Source organism: Streptomyces sp. NPDC005791 (genome assembly GCF_042871485.1).
Taxonomy (GTDB): Bacteria; Actinomycetota; Actinomycetes; order Streptomycetales; family Streptomycetaceae; genus Streptomyces.
The window spans coordinates 285,840-300,255 of the sequence record NZ_JBIAIP010000001.1 but is presented as its reverse complement, the minus strand read 5'-3'; the positions used below and the strand labels follow the sequence as shown (position 1 = coordinate 300,255).

Below are 14,416 nucleotides of genomic sequence, written 5' to 3'. Positions count from 1 at the left end.
GGCAGTGCCATGCCGGACCAGGCGGACAGTGCGGGCGGGACGGACACGACCGGCGGGGCAGCGACGCCGCCCGCCGTGCGGGTGGAGGGGCTCTGGAAGCGGTTCGGGGAGCAGGTCGCGGTCGCGGGTATCGACCTGGACCTGCCCGCGGGCAAGTTCATCGGCCTGGTGGGCCCCAACGGCGCGGGGAAGACCACCACGTTGTCGATGGTGACGGGGCTGCTCAGGCCCGACATGGGCAGGATCGAGGTCGGCGGCCACGACGTGTGGCGGGACCCGGTCGAGGTGAAGTCCCGGATCGGGGTGCTCCCGGAAGGGCTGCGGCTCTTCGAGCGGCTCTCCGGGCGTGAACTCCTCGCCTACACAGGACGGTTGCGCGGCCTCCCGGGTGCCGAGGTGGACAAGCGGGCCACCCAGCTCCTCGACGTCCTGGATCTCGCCGGGGCCCAGCACAAGCTGGTCGTGGACTACTCGACCGGGATGCGCAAGAAGATCGGGCTGGCGTCCGCCCTGCTGCACAACCCCGAAGTCCTGTTCCTCGACGAGCCGTTCGAGGGCGTCGACCCGGTGTCGGCGCAGACCATTCGTGGGGTGCTGGAGCGCTACACCCGCTCCGGCGCCACCGTGGTCTTCTCCAGCCATGTCATGGAACTCGTCGAGTCCCTCTGCGACTGGGTCGCCGTCATGGCGGCCGGCCGGATCCGGGCCCAGGGCACGCTCTCCGAGGTACGGGGTGCATCGGCCTCCTTGCAGGACGCCTTCCTCGAACTGGTCGGCGCGGGCGCCCGGGACACCGGGGAGTCCCTGGACTGGCTGGGCGGTGCCCGGTGACGGTCCTGGACGCCGCCCCCACGGGTTCCGCCGTCCCGGCCGTACGCGGTCAGGGCCTGGTCCCCGTCTTCGTACGGCTCAAGCTGACTCTGCTGCGCAACGGACTGCGCCAGTCGTCCGGCCGGCGGGCCGCGTACATCTCGTCCCTCGTGGTCACCCTGCTGCTCGCGGTGGGCCAGGTGATCGGCCTGGTCGCCCTCCGCGGGCACGCGCAGGCGGACACCCTGGTGGTGCTGCTGACCGCGGTGGTGGCGCTGGGCTGGACCGTCATGCCGCTGTTCTTCCCCAGCGGCGACGAGACCCTGGACCCCGGCCGCCTGGTGATGCTGCCGCTGCGGCCCCGCCCGCTGGTCGGGGCCCTGCTCGTGGCCTCGCTGATCGGCATCGGCCCGCTCTTCACGCTCGCCCTGGCCCTCGGTTCCGTGACGGCGACGGCGCACGGCGCGGCGGCGGCGGCGTTCGCGGTGGTCGCCGTGCCGCTGACGCTGCTGGTCTGTGTGGCGCTGGCCCGGTCCGTCGCCACGGCCAACATCCGGCTGCTGACCTCACGCAAGGGCCGCGACCTCGCGGTGCTGAGCGGGCTGGTGATCGCGGTGGGCATCCAGTTCGTCAACTTCGGCGCGCAGCGTCTGGGCCGGGCGGGCGGGTTGTCCACGCTCGAGCCGGTCGCGGACGTGGTCCGCTGGCTGCCGCCGGCCTCGGCTCTCGGGGCCGTGGGCTCCGCCTCCGACGGGGCGTACGGCACCGCACTGGCACAGCTTCTGCTCTCGGTGCTCGCACTGGGCGGCCTGATCTGGCTGTGGCAGCGAAGCCTGGTGAAGCTGATGACGTCACCGGACGGCTCCACGGTCGCCGCCGCCGAACCCTCGGCCGGCCGGTCCGGCGCCGACCGCTCCGGGCTCTTCTCGCTGCTCCCCGACGGGCGCACGACCACGGTGATGCGGCGGAGCCTGCGGTACGTCGTACGGGATCCGAAGACCAAGGCGTCCTGGGTGACGGCACTGGCGATCGGCCTGATCGTGCCGGTGCTCAACGCGGTGCAGGGGACGGGCTCCGTCTACTTCGCGTGTTTCGCGGCGGGGATGCTCGGCATGCAGATGTACAACCAGTTCGGGCAGGACACCTCCGCCTTCTGGATGGTGGCACTGTCCATCTCGACGACCCGGGACGCCTGTGCGGAACTGCGGGCGCGGGCCCTGGCACTGCTGCTGATCACCCTGCCGTACACCGTCCTGGTGACGGTGGTGACGGCGGCGGTGCTCGGGGACTGGGCCGCGCTGCCGGGGGTCATGGGGCTGTCGTTCGCCCTGCTCGGCGCGATGCTGGCGACCGGCGCCCTGGCCTCGGCGCTCTTCCCGTACTCGATCCCGCAGGACGGGGCGTTCAAGAACGTCGTGCCGGGGCAGGCCGGGCTCGCCTGGATCTCCATCCTCGGCGGCATGGTGGCGGCCGCCGTGCTCAGCGGGCCCGTGATCGGGCTGACGATCTGGATGCACGTCGCGGACCAGCAGGGCTGGTCGTGGCTGCTGCTGCCGGTGGGGGCGGTGTACGGGGCGTTCATCGGTTGGCTGGGTGTACGGCTGGCCGCGCCGCGGACGGCGGACCGGCTCCCGGAGATCCTCGCCGCGGTCAGCAAGGGCTGAAAGGCGTCCGGGCCCGGAGGGCCGCACGGGCCGGCGGGTTCGAGGCCGGCGGGTTCAGGGCTGACGGGTTCGGGGCCGGCGGGTTCAGGGGCTGACGGGTTCCCGGTCGTCCCGTCGGTCCTCGGCGAGCTGCTCCAGGAAGGGCTCCACCGCCCTGCGCCAGCCCTCCGGCCGGTCGTAGTGCACGAGGTGGCCGGCGTCCTCCACCTCGGCGTACTGCCCGCGCGGCAGTACGCGCACCATCTCCTGGGCCTCGGCCCTGCCCAGCTCCCCGTCGATCCCGCGCAGGACCAGGGTGGGGCAGCGCACCTGCGCCAGCTCCTCCCAGTGGGCGTCGTAGACCCACGTGGCCCGGGACGTCAGCATGTGTTCCTGGGAGAAGACGGGCCGCCAGCCGTCGGAGCTCTCGGCCATCACCTCCGCGAAGAACGCACCGCGGGAGGGGTTCGGCCGTTCCACCCAGGGGTCGTCCTCACCGAACCACTTCCGCACATCGGCGAGTGTCGCGAAGGGAAGGGGCCAGGTCGTGAACCAGTCCTCCCACTCGCGCTGTGAGGCCGCCCCGAGCGCGGAGGCCCGCATGTCGCAGATGATCAGGGCCTTGACCAGGTCGGGGCGCTTCGCGGCGAGCTGCCATGCGGTGAGCGCTCCCATCGAGTGCCCGATGAGGGTGACCGGGGCGAGGTCGAGCTGTTCGATCGCGGCCTCGACGTCCGCGACGTAGGCGTCGCGGGTGTACGGGCCGTCGGCCGGCTTCTCGCTGCGCCCGTGACCGCGCTGGTCGAGGCCGACCGGGCGGTGGCGCTCGGAGAGCCAGCGGGCGGTGGAGGCCCAGTGGGCCGCCCGGCCCATCAGCCCGTGCAGCATCAGGATCCCGGGGGCCCGCGCGGCCTCCGCACGGCCCTTGGGCGGATCGGCGAACTCCCAGGCCGCGAGGCGTACGCCGTCCGATCCGGTCACATCGATGCGCCGCACCATAGGTTCTGGCACCTCCTTCTGGTCCTCGGTCATCCTGGTCCTCGATCACCGTGTCCGTGCACGCCAGAGTATCGAACCTTTATTCGAAAGCCTGCTTCTGGCTCGCAACATCCCACGATTGAGTGACAACGGTTCAGGGTTGACGACGGCCCCCCAGGGGAGACCTTTTCCGGGAAGCGGATCACTCGGGGACAGGGGTCCGCGGGGACTGACCTCGAGAGCTCGGGGCTCCAGGTCAGCGCAGGGGAGGACCGGCCCCGGCACCTACGGGCGCCGGGGCCGTCCCCTGTTCCGGAACGCACATACGCGCGCTCGTGCCGGTCCGTGCCCGGCCGGGCGGGCGGGACTTTCGAAACACGCCCTGGAAGGCCCACCGGGGCGGAGCGGACATCCCGCGCGGCGACGAGGGCGCGGGAGGGTGCGAGGGCCCAGGGACGAGCCAGGGCGGAGAACGGCCCGGCCGCCACTCCACGGGGCGCGTGCCAGTACGACGGGCGCATTCCCTGCTCCCTCCCCGACCGCGCGGCGGCGAACTCCGCCGGCACCCTCAGGTCACGTGCCTGGCCACAGCCTGGCACGCGTTCCGCCCGGGCGCTGCGATTCCGGGCGGAAAACAGAAAGCGGGCTTACCCGCTCAGATCTGCATGTGCATCCGCATCGGCACCCGCACGCGTGGCCGGGCACCGATAGACGGACACAGTGTCCGAAGCCGCGCTCGCACCGCTCAGCGCTTGGCGACGAAGACGTGCGAGGCGACCTCGGTGTTCAACTCGGCCGCCTCCCCGCTGGAGCCGACCAGCACTCCACCGGCCGACTCGGTCACGCTGACGACCGAGCCGGGCTGCACGCCCGCCCGCCGCAGCGAATACATCAGCTGCGCGTCGGTCTGGATCGGCTCACCGATCCGGCGTACCACCACGGTCTTGCCCTCGGCGCCCGGATCGAGCTCGGCCAGGCTCACCATGCCCTCGTCCAGGAACGGATCGGCCTCGGACTTCTCGCCCAGCTCCTCCAGGCCCGGGATCGGATTCCCGTACGGGGACTCCGTCGGGTGCCGCAGCAGCTCCAGGACGCGGCGCTCCACCGCCTCGCTCATCACGTGTTCCCAGCGACACGCCTCGGCGTGGACCTGCTCCCACTCCAGTCCGATGACGTCGACCAGCAGGCATTCCGCGAGCCGGTGCTTGCGCATCACCCGCGTCGCCAGGCGGCGCCCCTCCTCGGTCAGCTCCAGATGGCGGTCCCCCGCGACCTGGACCAGCCCGTCCCGCTCCATGCGCGCCACCGTCTGGCTGACCGTCGGACCGCTCTGGTCCAGCCGTTCCGCGATCCGGGCGCGCATGGGGACCACGCCTTCCTCTTCGAGCTCGAGGATGGTGCGGAGATACATCTCCGTCGTATCGATCAGTCCGGACATTCGTGCCCCTCGATGCTGTGACCTGAAGTCGTCGTGCGATGGCCCTCCACCAATTCTGACGCATAGTGCCGACAACCGTGCCCCGCCGTCAGGGATCCGTGCCGACGGTCGGCCCCGGGCGCTATTGACAGCCCACTGGTCCAGACCGCAACGTGATCCGCGACATGGGCGCCGCACGGGGCCCCACCCCGCAGGAAAGGCCTCCTCGATGAGCGACAGCAAGCTCGCCGGTCAGTTCTTCGACGCAGCGATCGGCCTGCTGGAGCGGGTGCGCGACGAGGAGTCCGGGTCGATCGCCGCCGCGGGGACCGCGATCGCCGACACCGTCGCGTCGGGCGGCCGGCTCTTCGCCTTCGGCGCCGGGCACTCCTCGCTCGCCGCCCAGGACGTCGTCTACCGTGCGGGCGGACTCGCCCTCATGAACCTGCTCGCCGTGCCGGGCACCCTCGGAGTCGACGTCATGCCCGCCACACTCGGCTCCGCGCTGGAGCGGGTCGACGGTCTCGCGAGTGCCGTCCTCGACAGCAGCCCGGCCCGTGCCGGTGACCTCCTGGTGATCATCTCCCTGTCCGGCCGGAACGCCCTGCCCGTGGAGATGGCGCAGAACGCGCGGGCGCTCGGGCTGACGGTCGTCGGGGTCACCTCGCTCGCGTACACGACGGGCACCAGGTCCCGGCACGTCTCGGGCGGATTCCTCCGCGACCACTGCGACATCGTGCTCGACAGCAAGATCGCGATCGGCGACGCGGAACTGACCGCGGAGGGCGTCGAAGCACCGTTCGCGCCCGCATCGACGGTCGTCACCAGCGCCCTGATGCAGGCCATGATGGCCACCGCGGCGGAGGAACTCGTCGCCCGGGGGATCGAACCGCCGCTGCTGCGCTCGGGCAACGTCGACGGCGGACACGAGTGGAACGGGCGCGTGATGCGGGAGTACGGCGACCGCATCTTCTACCGCCACTGAGGAACCGTCGGGTTCAGGCTTCCGGCCCGGCCGTCAGCCGGGCCAGGTCGACCGCCGAGGCGACCCGGACCGCCACGCTCTCCGCGTACATCACGTCGGGGCGTTCGAACGCGCTCCGGTTCGCGGCGCGCAGGAACGTCACCACACCCAGCGTCCGCCCCCGGCTCCGGAGCACCGCGCAGAGGGCGTGCACGGAGTCACCCGGCCACTGCTGCTCCACGGCCCACGCCGCCCCCGCACCCGCCGGCGCGGCGACCCGGACGGAACCCGTACGCTCCACGGCCTGGACGGCCGGGTGCCCCGGCGCGTAACGCACGGGGAGCGGACCACCGGAGACCGGCAGGCAGGGGCCCGGCGCGTCGGACGGCGTGGCCGCGGCCCGTACGAGCCGCTCCCCCGCCGCCAGATCCGCCAGCAGATCGACGACGACATGGTCCGCGAACCCCGCCAGGGCGTAGTCCAGCGACGTGGTCGCCGCCTCCATCGGGTCCTCGCACTCCGATGCCTGGCGGGCCGCCCGGTGCAGCTGGTTCGCGCGGAAGCGCATCCGGTCCGCGTCCTGCTCCGCGAGCTTCGCCGCCGTGACGTCCCTGAACAGCCAGCCGACCCCGAGCGGCACGGGCTCGTGCGCCAACGGCGAGGCCAGCCTCAGGAATCCGCTGCGCCAGCAGCGCCGCCGGTCGCCTTCGGCGGTCCGCAGCGTCACCCACAACTCGGCCGGAGCGGACGGTGCGCCCTCGGCGAGGACGTGCTGCAGCGCGCCCTCCAGATCCTCCACGCCCTGCACGATCAGCTCGCCCAGCGGACGCCCCAGCGGCGCGGTGCGTCCGCCGCCCAGCGCCCGGGCCGCATAGGCGTTGACCATGGTGGGGCGCAGGTCGACGTCGACGAGGACCACCCCCCAGGACGCGTCCTCGAACAGGGCCTCGCTGAGCGCGATGGACCGTTCCAGATCGATCTGCGCGTGCACCTCGCTGAACGCGCAGTACACCCCGGCGGGCTTCCCGTCCTCGCTCCGCACCCTCGACGACTGGGTCCGCACGAGGACCCTCCCGCCGTCCTTGCGCAGCAGCGCGAACTCGTGGACCTGCCGCCCGGGCGCGTCCATGACGGCCAGCAGCCGCCCCTGTACGTCCTCCGCGTCCGCGCTCCGCACGGCCCACCCCGCGAAGCCGTGTCGTCCCACCGCCTCCGCGGCGGTCCAGCCGAGGACGCGCTCGGCCTCGCGGTTCCAGTGGGTGATGGTGCCGTGCGCGTCGAACGCGCAGAGCGCGGCGTCCATGCCGTCGAGCAGCGCGGCGAGGAGCTCCGCGCCCTCGAGCCCGCTCGGACCGCCGGGGACAGTGGTCCCGCTGCTGCTGGAAGGACTCATGGCATACCCCCGCACGTCTTCGCACGTCAGGCTTCCATTCAACTCGAACCCGGCGCGGACCACAGCACGTTCCGGAAAATCGGCGTCCCGGGTGCGAGGAGCGCTCCACAGGACACGCGGAAGGGCACGCGTGGCAGCCGGTGGGCCGGGTCCCGCCGTATTCCCCGGGGGGCCGTTCTTCCTCTCACGGATAAATCGCTTGTCCCGTGCCGGGCGGGTTCCTAAGGTGGACGCACACGCGAAAGGAGGTGTTCCGGAAGTGATTTCTTTTCGGACTCGTGAGGTGACTGCGGGCTGACGCCCGTCGTCGCGCTCTGTGCAGTGCAGGCCGGTCGCCGGCCAATCCCAAGCAGTCACCGACCCGCAGGCTCGCCGGTAAGTCCGGCCGGCTCCTCCGCAAGGAGGACCCAGAGCCTGCGGGTTTCTGCGTGTACGGGTGGTGCACGGGCCGCCCGGTGGGGAGGCGGCCCGACGGGTCAGGGGCAGAGCCGCTCCACCCGCCAGTCCGCGGCCGGGCTCTCCCGGACGTACCGCAGCCGGTCGTGCAGCCGGTTCTCCCGGCCCTGCCAGAACTCGATCGCGTCCGGGACGACGCGGAAGCCTCCCCACTGCGGCGGGGCGGGGACCTTCTCGCCCTCCGGGTAGCGGGCCGCGAGCTCCTCGTAGCGTGCGGTCAGCTCCTGCCGGGAGCCGACCACCGTCGACTGGTCGCTGGCCCAGGCACCCAGCTGGGACCCGTGGGGGCGGGTACGGAAGTAGGCGACCGTCTCCTCGCGTCCGACGCGGGCCGCGGTGCCGGTGATGATGACCTGGCGGGCGAGCGGGTGCCAGGGGAAGAGCAGCGAGACGTACGGGTTGGCCGCCAGGTCGCTGCCCTTGCGCGAGCCGTAGTTGGTGAAGAAGACGAAGCCGCGGTCGTCGTAGTGCTTCAGCAGCACGGTCCGGGAGGAGGGCCGGCCCCGGGAGTCCGCCGTGGACACCACCATCGCGTTCGGCTCGTGGAGCGCGCCGCCCCCGGCGACCTGGCGGAACCAGCGGGCGAACTGGTCCATGGGGTCCGCGGCGAGGTCCTTCTCGCTGAAGTCCTCGGAGCGGTACTGCTCGCGCATCGCGGCCGGATCGGTGGTGCAATCGGATGACGGGACGCGAGAGGAGGCGGACACGGAAGACGGAGTGGCATCTGCTGTGGGCACGGGGCCATCCTGCCGCAGCGGACCGAATTCCTTGCGGGAAGGGCCGCGATCGCCGGTCCGCGAGCCGGGAGGCTGTGCCGGACGTCACCCTTCCCCGCGTCGTGGTAACCCGCCAGTATCGTGGAACGGCCTCTGTGGCCGTCAGACAGCCGCCGAGTCGAGGGAGCCGCCCCATGTCCGACTTCGTACCCGGACTTGAAGGAGTCGTCGCGTTCGAGACGGAGATCGCCGAACCCGACAAGGAGGGCGGCTCGCTCCGGTACCGCGGCGTCGACATCGAGGACCTCGTCGGCCATGTGTCGTTCGGCAACGTCTGGGGTCTGCTGGTGGACGGGGCGTTCAATCCCGGTCTGCCGCCCGCCGAGCCCTTCCCGATCCCCGTGCACTCCGGCGACATCCGCGTCGACGTACAGTCCGCGCTCGCCATGCTGGCGCCGGTGTGGGGTCTGAAACCGCTGCTCGACATCGACGAGCGGACCGCGCGCGACGACCTGGCGCGGGCCGCCGTGATGGCCTTGTCGTACGTCGCCCAGTCGGCCCGTGGCCAGGGTCTGCCGATGGTCCCGCAGCGTGAGATCGACAAGGCCGGATCCGTGGTGGAGCGGTTCATGATCCGCTGGCGCGGTGAGCCGGATCCGAAGCACGTGAAGGCCGTCGACGCCTACTGGACGTCGGCCGCCGAGCACGGGATGAACGCCTCGACGTTCACCGCCCGTGTCATCGCGTCGACCGGCGCCGACGTCTCGGCGGCGCTGTCCGGGGCGGTGGGCGCGATGTCGGGCCCCCTCCACGGTGGTGCCCCGTCCCGGGTCCTCGGCATGATCGAGGAGATCGAGCGGACGGGCGACGCCACGGCGTACGTGAAGCAGGCCCTGGACAAGGGCGACCGTCTGATGGGCTTCGGCCACCGCGTCTACCGCGCCGAGGACCCCCGCGCCCGCGTCCTGCGCCGCACGGCCCGTGAGCTGGCCGCCCCGCGCTTCGAGGTGGCCGAGGCCCTGGAGAAGGCGGCCCTGGAAGAGCTCCACGCCCGCCGCCCGGACCGTGTCCTGGCGACGAACGTCGAGTTCTGGGCGGCGATCGTGCTGGACTTCGCGGAGGTCCCTGCACACATGTTCACGTCGATGTTCAGCTGCGCCCGCACGGCGGGCTGGTCGGCGCACATCCTGGAACAGAAGAGGACGGGCCGCCTCGTGCGCCCCTCGGCGAGGTACGTCGGTCCGGGCACCCGCGACCCCCGCTCGGTCGAGGGCTACGAGCAGCTGGCGGACCTGGGGAACTGACGGACGGGACGGCACGGTCCGGCTGGCCGGCCCGCCGAGGCGGGCCGGTCAGTCGAGCTTCCACAGCCAGCATCCGGGGGAGAAGTCCTCGGACTCGTCCTCACCTGCGGCGGCGACAGCCTTGCCGTCCGGGCTGAATGCCGCGTACTGGACGTGTTTGTCGGAGAGTTCGCGGGTGAGTCGGCCGGTGCCGGTGTCCCATAGCCGCACTCCGCCCATCCCGGCGGTCAGCAGTGCCTTGCCGTCCTGGCCGAACGCCAGGGCGTGCGTCTGCTCTGCGGTGAAGGTGCTCCTGATGTCGCCGGTGTTCACGTCCCACAGCCGCACGCCCGCCTCTCCCGCCGTGGCGACGGTGTTTCCGGTCGCGCCGAACGCCACCGAGGAAGTGGGCTCCGCGAGGAGGACGGACAGCACTCGGCGACGGGCTACGTCCCACACCGTGCAGCCGTGCTTCTCCATCGAGATCCAGTCCGTGTCCCTGGAGGGCAAACTGCCAGCAACCGCGAGACGCTTCCCGTCAGGGCTGAACGCCAGTTCGTTCACGCCTCTCACCGGGCGGCCGGATTCATGGTCCTCCGGGACCAGGTTGGCGACGACCTCGCGGTCGGCGATGTCGACGATCGCGGGGCCGTCGGTGGACGTGCCGATGACGAGGAGCTTGCCATCGGGACTGACGGTGAAGCACGTAATGTCGGGGTCGGCAGCAAAGACCGACATGTCCGCTCTGTCGGCGAGCGCGTAGGTGCCGTCCACGACGACGCCGGTACGCACATCCCGCAGGACGAGCTGATCCGCCTCATTCATGGCAAACGTCTTCCCGTCGGGGTTGACCACCGGAAAGCCGGCACCGGTGGTGTCTCCATCGACCGCTGCCGTCCGCTCTTCGGAGCCGACGTCCCAGAAACGGACCATTCCGGCTGAGGCGGGGTGGGTGGATATGAGCGTCCTGCCATCGCGGCTGAACGCGATCCCGCTGGTGGAGTCGTCGGTCAACTCCCCTGCCTCCGGCCAGAGGAGCCAGGTCGCCCCGCCGGCCGCGACGGCGCCCACCAGCCCGACCGCTCCGAAGACGAACCCGCGCCGTGACAGGGCACGTCGGCCACGTGCCGTGGGCCCGGTGAACTCCGGCACCGGTGGGGCCGACGGCGGTTGTGCCGCAGGCTCCCGGCTCGTCGGGACAGTGGGCGGGGGCGGCTCTGCCAGGAGGGTCAGGGGGGAGGTCTCGCGTAGACGCGTCAGGACCTCGGTCGCGTCTTCCGGACCGGCCAGCGCAGAGAGGATCGCGACCGGTCCGGGGCGCGACTCCGGGTCCTTGGCCAGACAGGCCTCGATCAGGGCACGCAGCTCGCCGGAGACGCCGTCGAGGTCGGGGGTCTCGTTGCAGATCCGGTGGGATATCGCCAACAGCGTCGGGGCCGCGAACGGACTCCGCCCGGTGGCGGCGAAGGCGAGCACGCTCCCGAGCGAGAAGACGTCGGCGGCAGGACCGACCGACTGCCCGCGCACCTGTTCGGGCGAGGTGTACGACGGCGTGCCCAGAACCACTCCCGTGGTGGTCATGAATGCGCCGGCGTCGGCGACCTGGGCGATCCCGAAGTCGATGATCCGCGGTCCGTCCGCAGCCATGATCACGTTCCCGGGCTTCAAATCCCGGTGAACCAGGTCGCCGGCGTGAATGGCACCCAGCCCTTCCGCGAGTCCTGCCGCCAGCGCCAGCACCTCACCGGCCGACAGAGGACCGCCCTCGGTCACCACGGCGTGCAGGGACGGCCCGTCGATGAACGCGGTCACCAGCCATGGCGCTTCCGCCTCGGTGTCGGCGTCCACGACCTGCGCCGTATGGAAACCGCCGACCCGCCGCGCCACCTCGACCTCACGCGCGAACCGGGCGCGGTACGAGGGCGTCTGTGCGAGCTCCGCCCTGATGACCTTGACCGCGACTTTCCGGCCCCCGGGTGAGACACCCAGGAAGACGACGCCCATACCGCCCGCGCCCAGGCGGCCTCGCAGCCGGTAGCTCCCGATCCGCTCTGGATCGTCAGCACGCAACGGCTCCACCGGTTCCTCCTCACACGCGAGAACTCGCGCCCCGGACCGACGCGAGAATGGACGATCACACAAGCAACTGCCGTCGGCACCTCTCCGGTCTACGCCCTACCTGGCAGCCCTGAAGTCCGAAGTGCCCAGTCGACGAGGCACGTTAACACTGCACGGGTGGAGGAAACGGCTTGCCGGGCATAGGCGCCCTCACTCGTCGAGGACGTGGGCGATGGCCAGCGCCACCCGGTCGATCCAGTCGATCGCGTCGGACACCTCGGCGTCCGTGAGGGTGCGGCGCTGCTTGAGGTCTCCGCCGAGGAGGTCGGCGTCGTGGGCGATCTTGTTGCGGCGGTCGGTGATGGCGAAGAACTGCTTCTTCAGCGTCTTGTCCGTGTGCGCGGTGCGCTGACCGTGCCAGGTGTTGATCTGGACCGCCGCCTCCTGCCACACGTTCTTCTCCGTCACGAGTTTCAGCGCCTCGCTGATCTTGCGCGGATTCTGGAGCGAGGCGTTGCTCCACTTGTCCCGCACATGCTCGACGACAGCTTCGGAGAGCGTGATGTCCGCCCTGGAGACGGCTTCGATCCGGTGCAGCGGCAGCTCGAAGTTGCGCAACTGGACCGGCATGTCCGGACTGTCCTTCGCCGCCAGCAGTCCTACGCGGTGGAACAGCTCCTCGTGGAACCAGTGATCGATGGCGGCGACCGCCTGCACCCAGGCCGCACGGTAGAAGTCGTCGACATCGATCTCCGGCGAGCGGAAGGGGGCCAGGTACTTGCCGGCGTTCACCATCTTCCTGGCGTAGGCGAGGTTGGCGGTGAAGGCGTCGAACTGGTGGGTGTTCGGCCTGGGAATGGCCATGAGGGAGCCCCCGTGCTGTGACGTACGCGCGTGATCGGTTCGATCAGCATTCGCGTGCCGCAACGGGTGGTCAAGGCGATTGACGGCCAATCACCTCTCGTTCGTTCCGTCGGCGTTCGAGCCCTCGTCCAGCCTTCGCCCCCGGCTCTCGGCCACACGCCGTACGTCGCCCAGCGACTCGGCCAGGCGGCACGCGAGGTAGTGCACCTGGACGCCGGTCGACCGGCGGTCGGCCAGAAGGTCCGCAGCGTGGCCGAGCAGATCCCCGGCCATGGACAGTTGGGCCCTCTCCACCCGGTCCGCGATCCGCGACACCGTGCCCGCGCCGTCTCCGAGGAGGTAGCAGGGCTTGCCGTCCACCGTCGTCCACGGGAGCAGCCGCGCTTCCTCGGATTCCGTCCTCACGCCGTCTCCTCCCGTCCGCGCCGGGCGACCACGAGCACACGCCGCCGCCTCAGCTCCGCGAGCCGTTCCCGCTCGTGGGCCACGTAGTACGGACGCACCAGCGGGCTGTCCTCGCCGCGCGGCGGACGCTCACCGGTGCAGCGTGCCGTGATCCCGCCGGGACGATGCTCCGTGTCCGGCGCCGGCCTTCTCACCAGCAGCCCGTAAAGCCGGGCGATGCGGTCCCTCATGTCTTCCTGCCTTCCTCGCGTTTCGTGGACACGCCATACGAAGGAGCGAACAACTGCGCTCCGTGACGGATCATTCACAGCATGAGGTCGCTCCTCGCTACGCTGCCAGGGGTGCGCGCATGACAGCGCGCCTGTCATCCCGGGGAGTTGGTCGCATGGCGTCGCACCACAGGCCGCGCACGGCACGAGCGAAGTACGGCGAGGAGTTGCGGCTCAGGCGCACCACGGCCGGGCTGACCCAGGAGGCGCTGAGCGAGCGGATCGTGTGCTCGCCGACACTCATCAGCCACTTCGAGGCCGGCCGCCGACTGCCGAACCCGGATGACGCCCAGCGGATCGACCGAGCCCTGGCCACGGACGGGTTCTTCGCCCGGTGGCTGGAGGACCTGGACACGAAGTTCGTCGACCACTTCGCGGCGGTGGCCGAACTGGAACGGCAGGCGACGGAGATCCGGCAGTTCGGCCTCACGCTCGTGCCTGGCCTTTTACAAACGGATAGCTACGCGCGGGCACTCTTCCAGGCCTACCGGCCGAACCACCGGCGCGAGGAACTTGACAGAGATGTCGTCATCCGAACGGAACGCGCCCATATTCTCGACAGTCCGCTTCGCCCCACCGTATGGACAATGCTGGACGAAGCCGCTCTCCGTCGCCGGATCGGTGGAGCCCGCGTCATGGCCGAGCAGCTCAACAGCGTCGCCGACTTGGCCGACGCAGGGCGAATTCGGCTGCACGTGGTTCCGTACGAAGCCGGGGCCCACGCGCTCCTCCAGAGCCTGGTCACTCTGCTGAGTTTCACGGACTCGGCCCCTGTGGCTTACGTCGAAGGCTTCCGCACAGGGCACTTGATGGACGACCCAGCGCTGGTGAGTGCCAGTCAGACGGCCTACGCTCTTTCGCTAGGCGACGCGTTGTCGCACAAGGATTCACTGGCCCTGATCAGGGCCGCAGCGGAGGAACACCAACATGCCCAACAGTGAGCGCACCGTCGCCGATTCATCAGCCATCTCCGGGTGGCACAAGTCCACCTACAGTGGTGGTGACCAGGGTGAATGCCTTGAGGTAGCTGTCGGCTACGACGTGGTCCCTGTGCGGGACAGCAAGGCCGTGAACGGGCCGGCAGTGATGGTCTCAGTCGACAGTTGGTCGTCCTTCGTCGCCGCCATCAGGAGTGGCTGCCTCGACGCCTGACCGCCATC

Annotated in this window: 14 protein-coding genes; 6 read left to right on the top strand and 8 right to left on the bottom strand. The window is 70.8% G+C overall.

Translation table 11 applies throughout. The annotated features are described in order from the left end of the window. Positions 1 to 9: 9 nt before the first annotated feature. Together ACFYSH_RS01510 and ACFYSH_RS01505 are read left to right on the top strand one after the other, a co-directional pair. Positions 10 to 831, top strand: a complete 822-nt coding sequence (locus ACFYSH_RS01510; RefSeq protein ID WP_388750242.1) for an ABC transporter ATP-binding protein — start codon at positions 10 to 12, stop codon at positions 829 to 831. Beyond that, positions 828 to 2,474 carry a transporter gene (locus ACFYSH_RS01505; RefSeq protein WP_359465367.1) on the top strand — a complete coding sequence of 549 codons (1,647 nt, stop codon included), beginning with the start codon at positions 828 to 830 and terminating at the stop codon, positions 2,472 to 2,474. Before ACFYSH_RS01510 ends, ACFYSH_RS01505 begins: the two co-directional genes overlap by 4 nt. A gap of 84 nt (positions 2,475 to 2,558) precedes the next feature. Here the strand turns inward: ACFYSH_RS01505 and ACFYSH_RS01500 are convergent, their stop codons facing one another. Continuing rightward, positions 2,559 to 3,452 (bottom strand): alpha/beta hydrolase, encoded by an 894-nt coding sequence (locus ACFYSH_RS01500; RefSeq protein ID WP_359465605.1) that lies wholly within the window; start codon positions 3,450 to 3,452, stop codon positions 2,559 to 2,561. A gap of 724 nt (positions 3,453 to 4,176) precedes the next feature. Then, positions 4,177 to 4,869, bottom strand: coding sequence for a metal-dependent transcriptional regulator (locus ACFYSH_RS01495; RefSeq protein ID WP_359465369.1), 693 nt, complete (start codon positions 4,867 to 4,869; stop codon positions 4,177 to 4,179). 208 nt (positions 4,870 to 5,077) lie between these two features. Here ACFYSH_RS01495 and ACFYSH_RS01490 point away from each other — a divergent pair, with 208 nt between their 5' ends. After that, the gene (locus tag ACFYSH_RS01490) at positions 5,078 to 5,833 is read left to right on the top strand and encodes an SIS domain-containing protein (RefSeq protein WP_359465370.1); all 756 of its coding nucleotides are present in this window, start codon (positions 5,078 to 5,080) and stop codon (positions 5,831 to 5,833) included. Between the two features lie 13 nt (positions 5,834 to 5,846). Here the strand turns inward: ACFYSH_RS01490 and ACFYSH_RS01485 are convergent, their stop codons facing one another. Further along, entirely contained in the window at positions 5,847 to 7,205 is a 1,359-nt protein-coding gene (locus ACFYSH_RS01485; protein ID WP_388750238.1) for a PAS domain-containing protein, read from the bottom strand. Positions 7,206 to 7,681: 476 nt separating this feature from the next. Further along, complete coding sequence (gene pdxH / locus ACFYSH_RS01480) at positions 7,682 to 8,314, bottom strand: pyridoxamine 5'-phosphate oxidase (RefSeq protein ID WP_359465606.1); 633 nt, start codon at positions 8,312 to 8,314, stop codon at positions 7,682 to 7,684. 257 nt (positions 8,315 to 8,571) lie between these two features. Between pdxH and ACFYSH_RS01475 the strand changes: the two genes are divergently transcribed. Further along, positions 8,572 to 9,681 (top strand): citrate synthase 2, encoded by a 1,110-nt coding sequence (locus ACFYSH_RS01475; protein WP_388750234.1) that lies wholly within the window; start codon positions 8,572 to 8,574, stop codon positions 9,679 to 9,681. 48 nt (positions 9,682 to 9,729) lie between these two features. Here the strand turns inward: ACFYSH_RS01475 and ACFYSH_RS01470 are convergent, their stop codons facing one another. The 4 genes from ACFYSH_RS01470 to ACFYSH_RS01455 form a co-directional block, all read right to left on the bottom strand. Then, positions 9,730 to 11,739, bottom strand: coding sequence for a WD40 repeat domain-containing serine/threonine protein kinase (locus ACFYSH_RS01470; RefSeq protein ID WP_388750231.1), 2,010 nt, complete (start codon positions 11,737 to 11,739; stop codon positions 9,730 to 9,732). Between the two features lie 189 nt (positions 11,740 to 11,928). After that, positions 11,929 to 12,582, bottom strand: a complete 654-nt coding sequence (locus ACFYSH_RS01465) for a hypothetical protein (RefSeq protein WP_388750228.1) — start codon at positions 12,580 to 12,582, stop codon at positions 11,929 to 11,931. A 90-nt stretch (positions 12,583 to 12,672) separates the two neighbouring features. Beyond that, on the bottom strand, positions 12,673 to 12,987 hold the full coding sequence (locus ACFYSH_RS01460) for a hypothetical protein (RefSeq protein WP_388750225.1): 315 nt from the start codon (positions 12,985 to 12,987) through the stop codon (positions 12,673 to 12,675). Further along, positions 12,984 to 13,217 (bottom strand): hypothetical protein, encoded by a 234-nt coding sequence (locus ACFYSH_RS01455; protein WP_388750222.1) that lies wholly within the window; start codon positions 13,215 to 13,217, stop codon positions 12,984 to 12,986. Before ACFYSH_RS01455 ends, ACFYSH_RS01460 begins: the two co-directional genes overlap by 4 nt. Positions 13,218 to 13,372: 155 nt before the next feature. Between ACFYSH_RS01455 and ACFYSH_RS01450 the strand changes: the two genes are divergently transcribed. Together ACFYSH_RS01450 and ACFYSH_RS01445 are read left to right on the top strand one after the other, a co-directional pair. After that, entirely contained in the window at positions 13,373 to 14,197 is an 825-nt protein-coding gene (locus ACFYSH_RS01450) for a Scr1 family TA system antitoxin-like transcriptional regulator (protein ID WP_388750834.1), read from the top strand. Beyond that, entirely contained in the window at positions 14,184 to 14,408 is a 225-nt protein-coding gene (locus ACFYSH_RS01445; protein WP_359465381.1) for a DUF397 domain-containing protein, read from the top strand. The genes ACFYSH_RS01450 and ACFYSH_RS01445 overlap by 14 nt, the downstream gene beginning before the upstream one ends. Positions 14,409 to 14,416: the final 8 nt, after the last annotated feature.

Excerpts from the sequence above, each read along its gene's own strand:
- ACFYSH_RS01510 (WP_388750242.1), top strand. The coding sequence starts at position 10 with ATGCCGGACCAGGCGGACAGTGCGGGCGGGACGGACACGACCGGCGGG.
- ACFYSH_RS01500 (WP_359465605.1), bottom strand. The coding sequence starts at position 3,452 with ATGGTGCGGCGCATCGATGTGACCGGATCGGACGGCGTACGCCTCGCG.
- ACFYSH_RS01495 (WP_359465369.1), bottom strand. The coding sequence starts at position 4,869 with ATGTCCGGACTGATCGATACGACGGAGATGTATCTCCGCACCATCCTC.
- ACFYSH_RS01490 (WP_359465370.1), top strand. The coding sequence starts at position 5,078 with ATGAGCGACAGCAAGCTCGCCGGTCAGTTCTTCGACGCAGCGATCGGC.
- ACFYSH_RS01485 (WP_388750238.1), bottom strand. The coding sequence starts at position 7,205 with ATGAGTCCTTCCAGCAGCAGCGGGACCACTGTCCCCGGCGGTCCGAGC.
- pdxH (WP_359465606.1), bottom strand. The coding sequence starts at position 8,314 with ATGCGCGAGCAGTACCGCTCCGAGGACTTCAGCGAGAAGGACCTCGCC.
- ACFYSH_RS01475 (WP_388750234.1), top strand. The coding sequence starts at position 8,572 with ATGTCCGACTTCGTACCCGGACTTGAAGGAGTCGTCGCGTTCGAGACG.
- ACFYSH_RS01465 (WP_388750228.1), bottom strand. The coding sequence starts at position 12,582 with ATGGCCATTCCCAGGCCGAACACCCACCAGTTCGACGCCTTCACCGCC.
- ACFYSH_RS01455 (WP_388750222.1), bottom strand. The coding sequence starts at position 13,217 with ATGAGGGACCGCATCGCCCGGCTTTACGGGCTGCTGGTGAGAAGGCCG.
- ACFYSH_RS01450 (WP_388750834.1), top strand. The coding sequence starts at position 13,373 with ATGGCGTCGCACCACAGGCCGCGCACGGCACGAGCGAAGTACGGCGAG.
- ACFYSH_RS01445 (WP_359465381.1), top strand. The coding sequence starts at position 14,184 with ATGCCCAACAGTGAGCGCACCGTCGCCGATTCATCAGCCATCTCCGGG.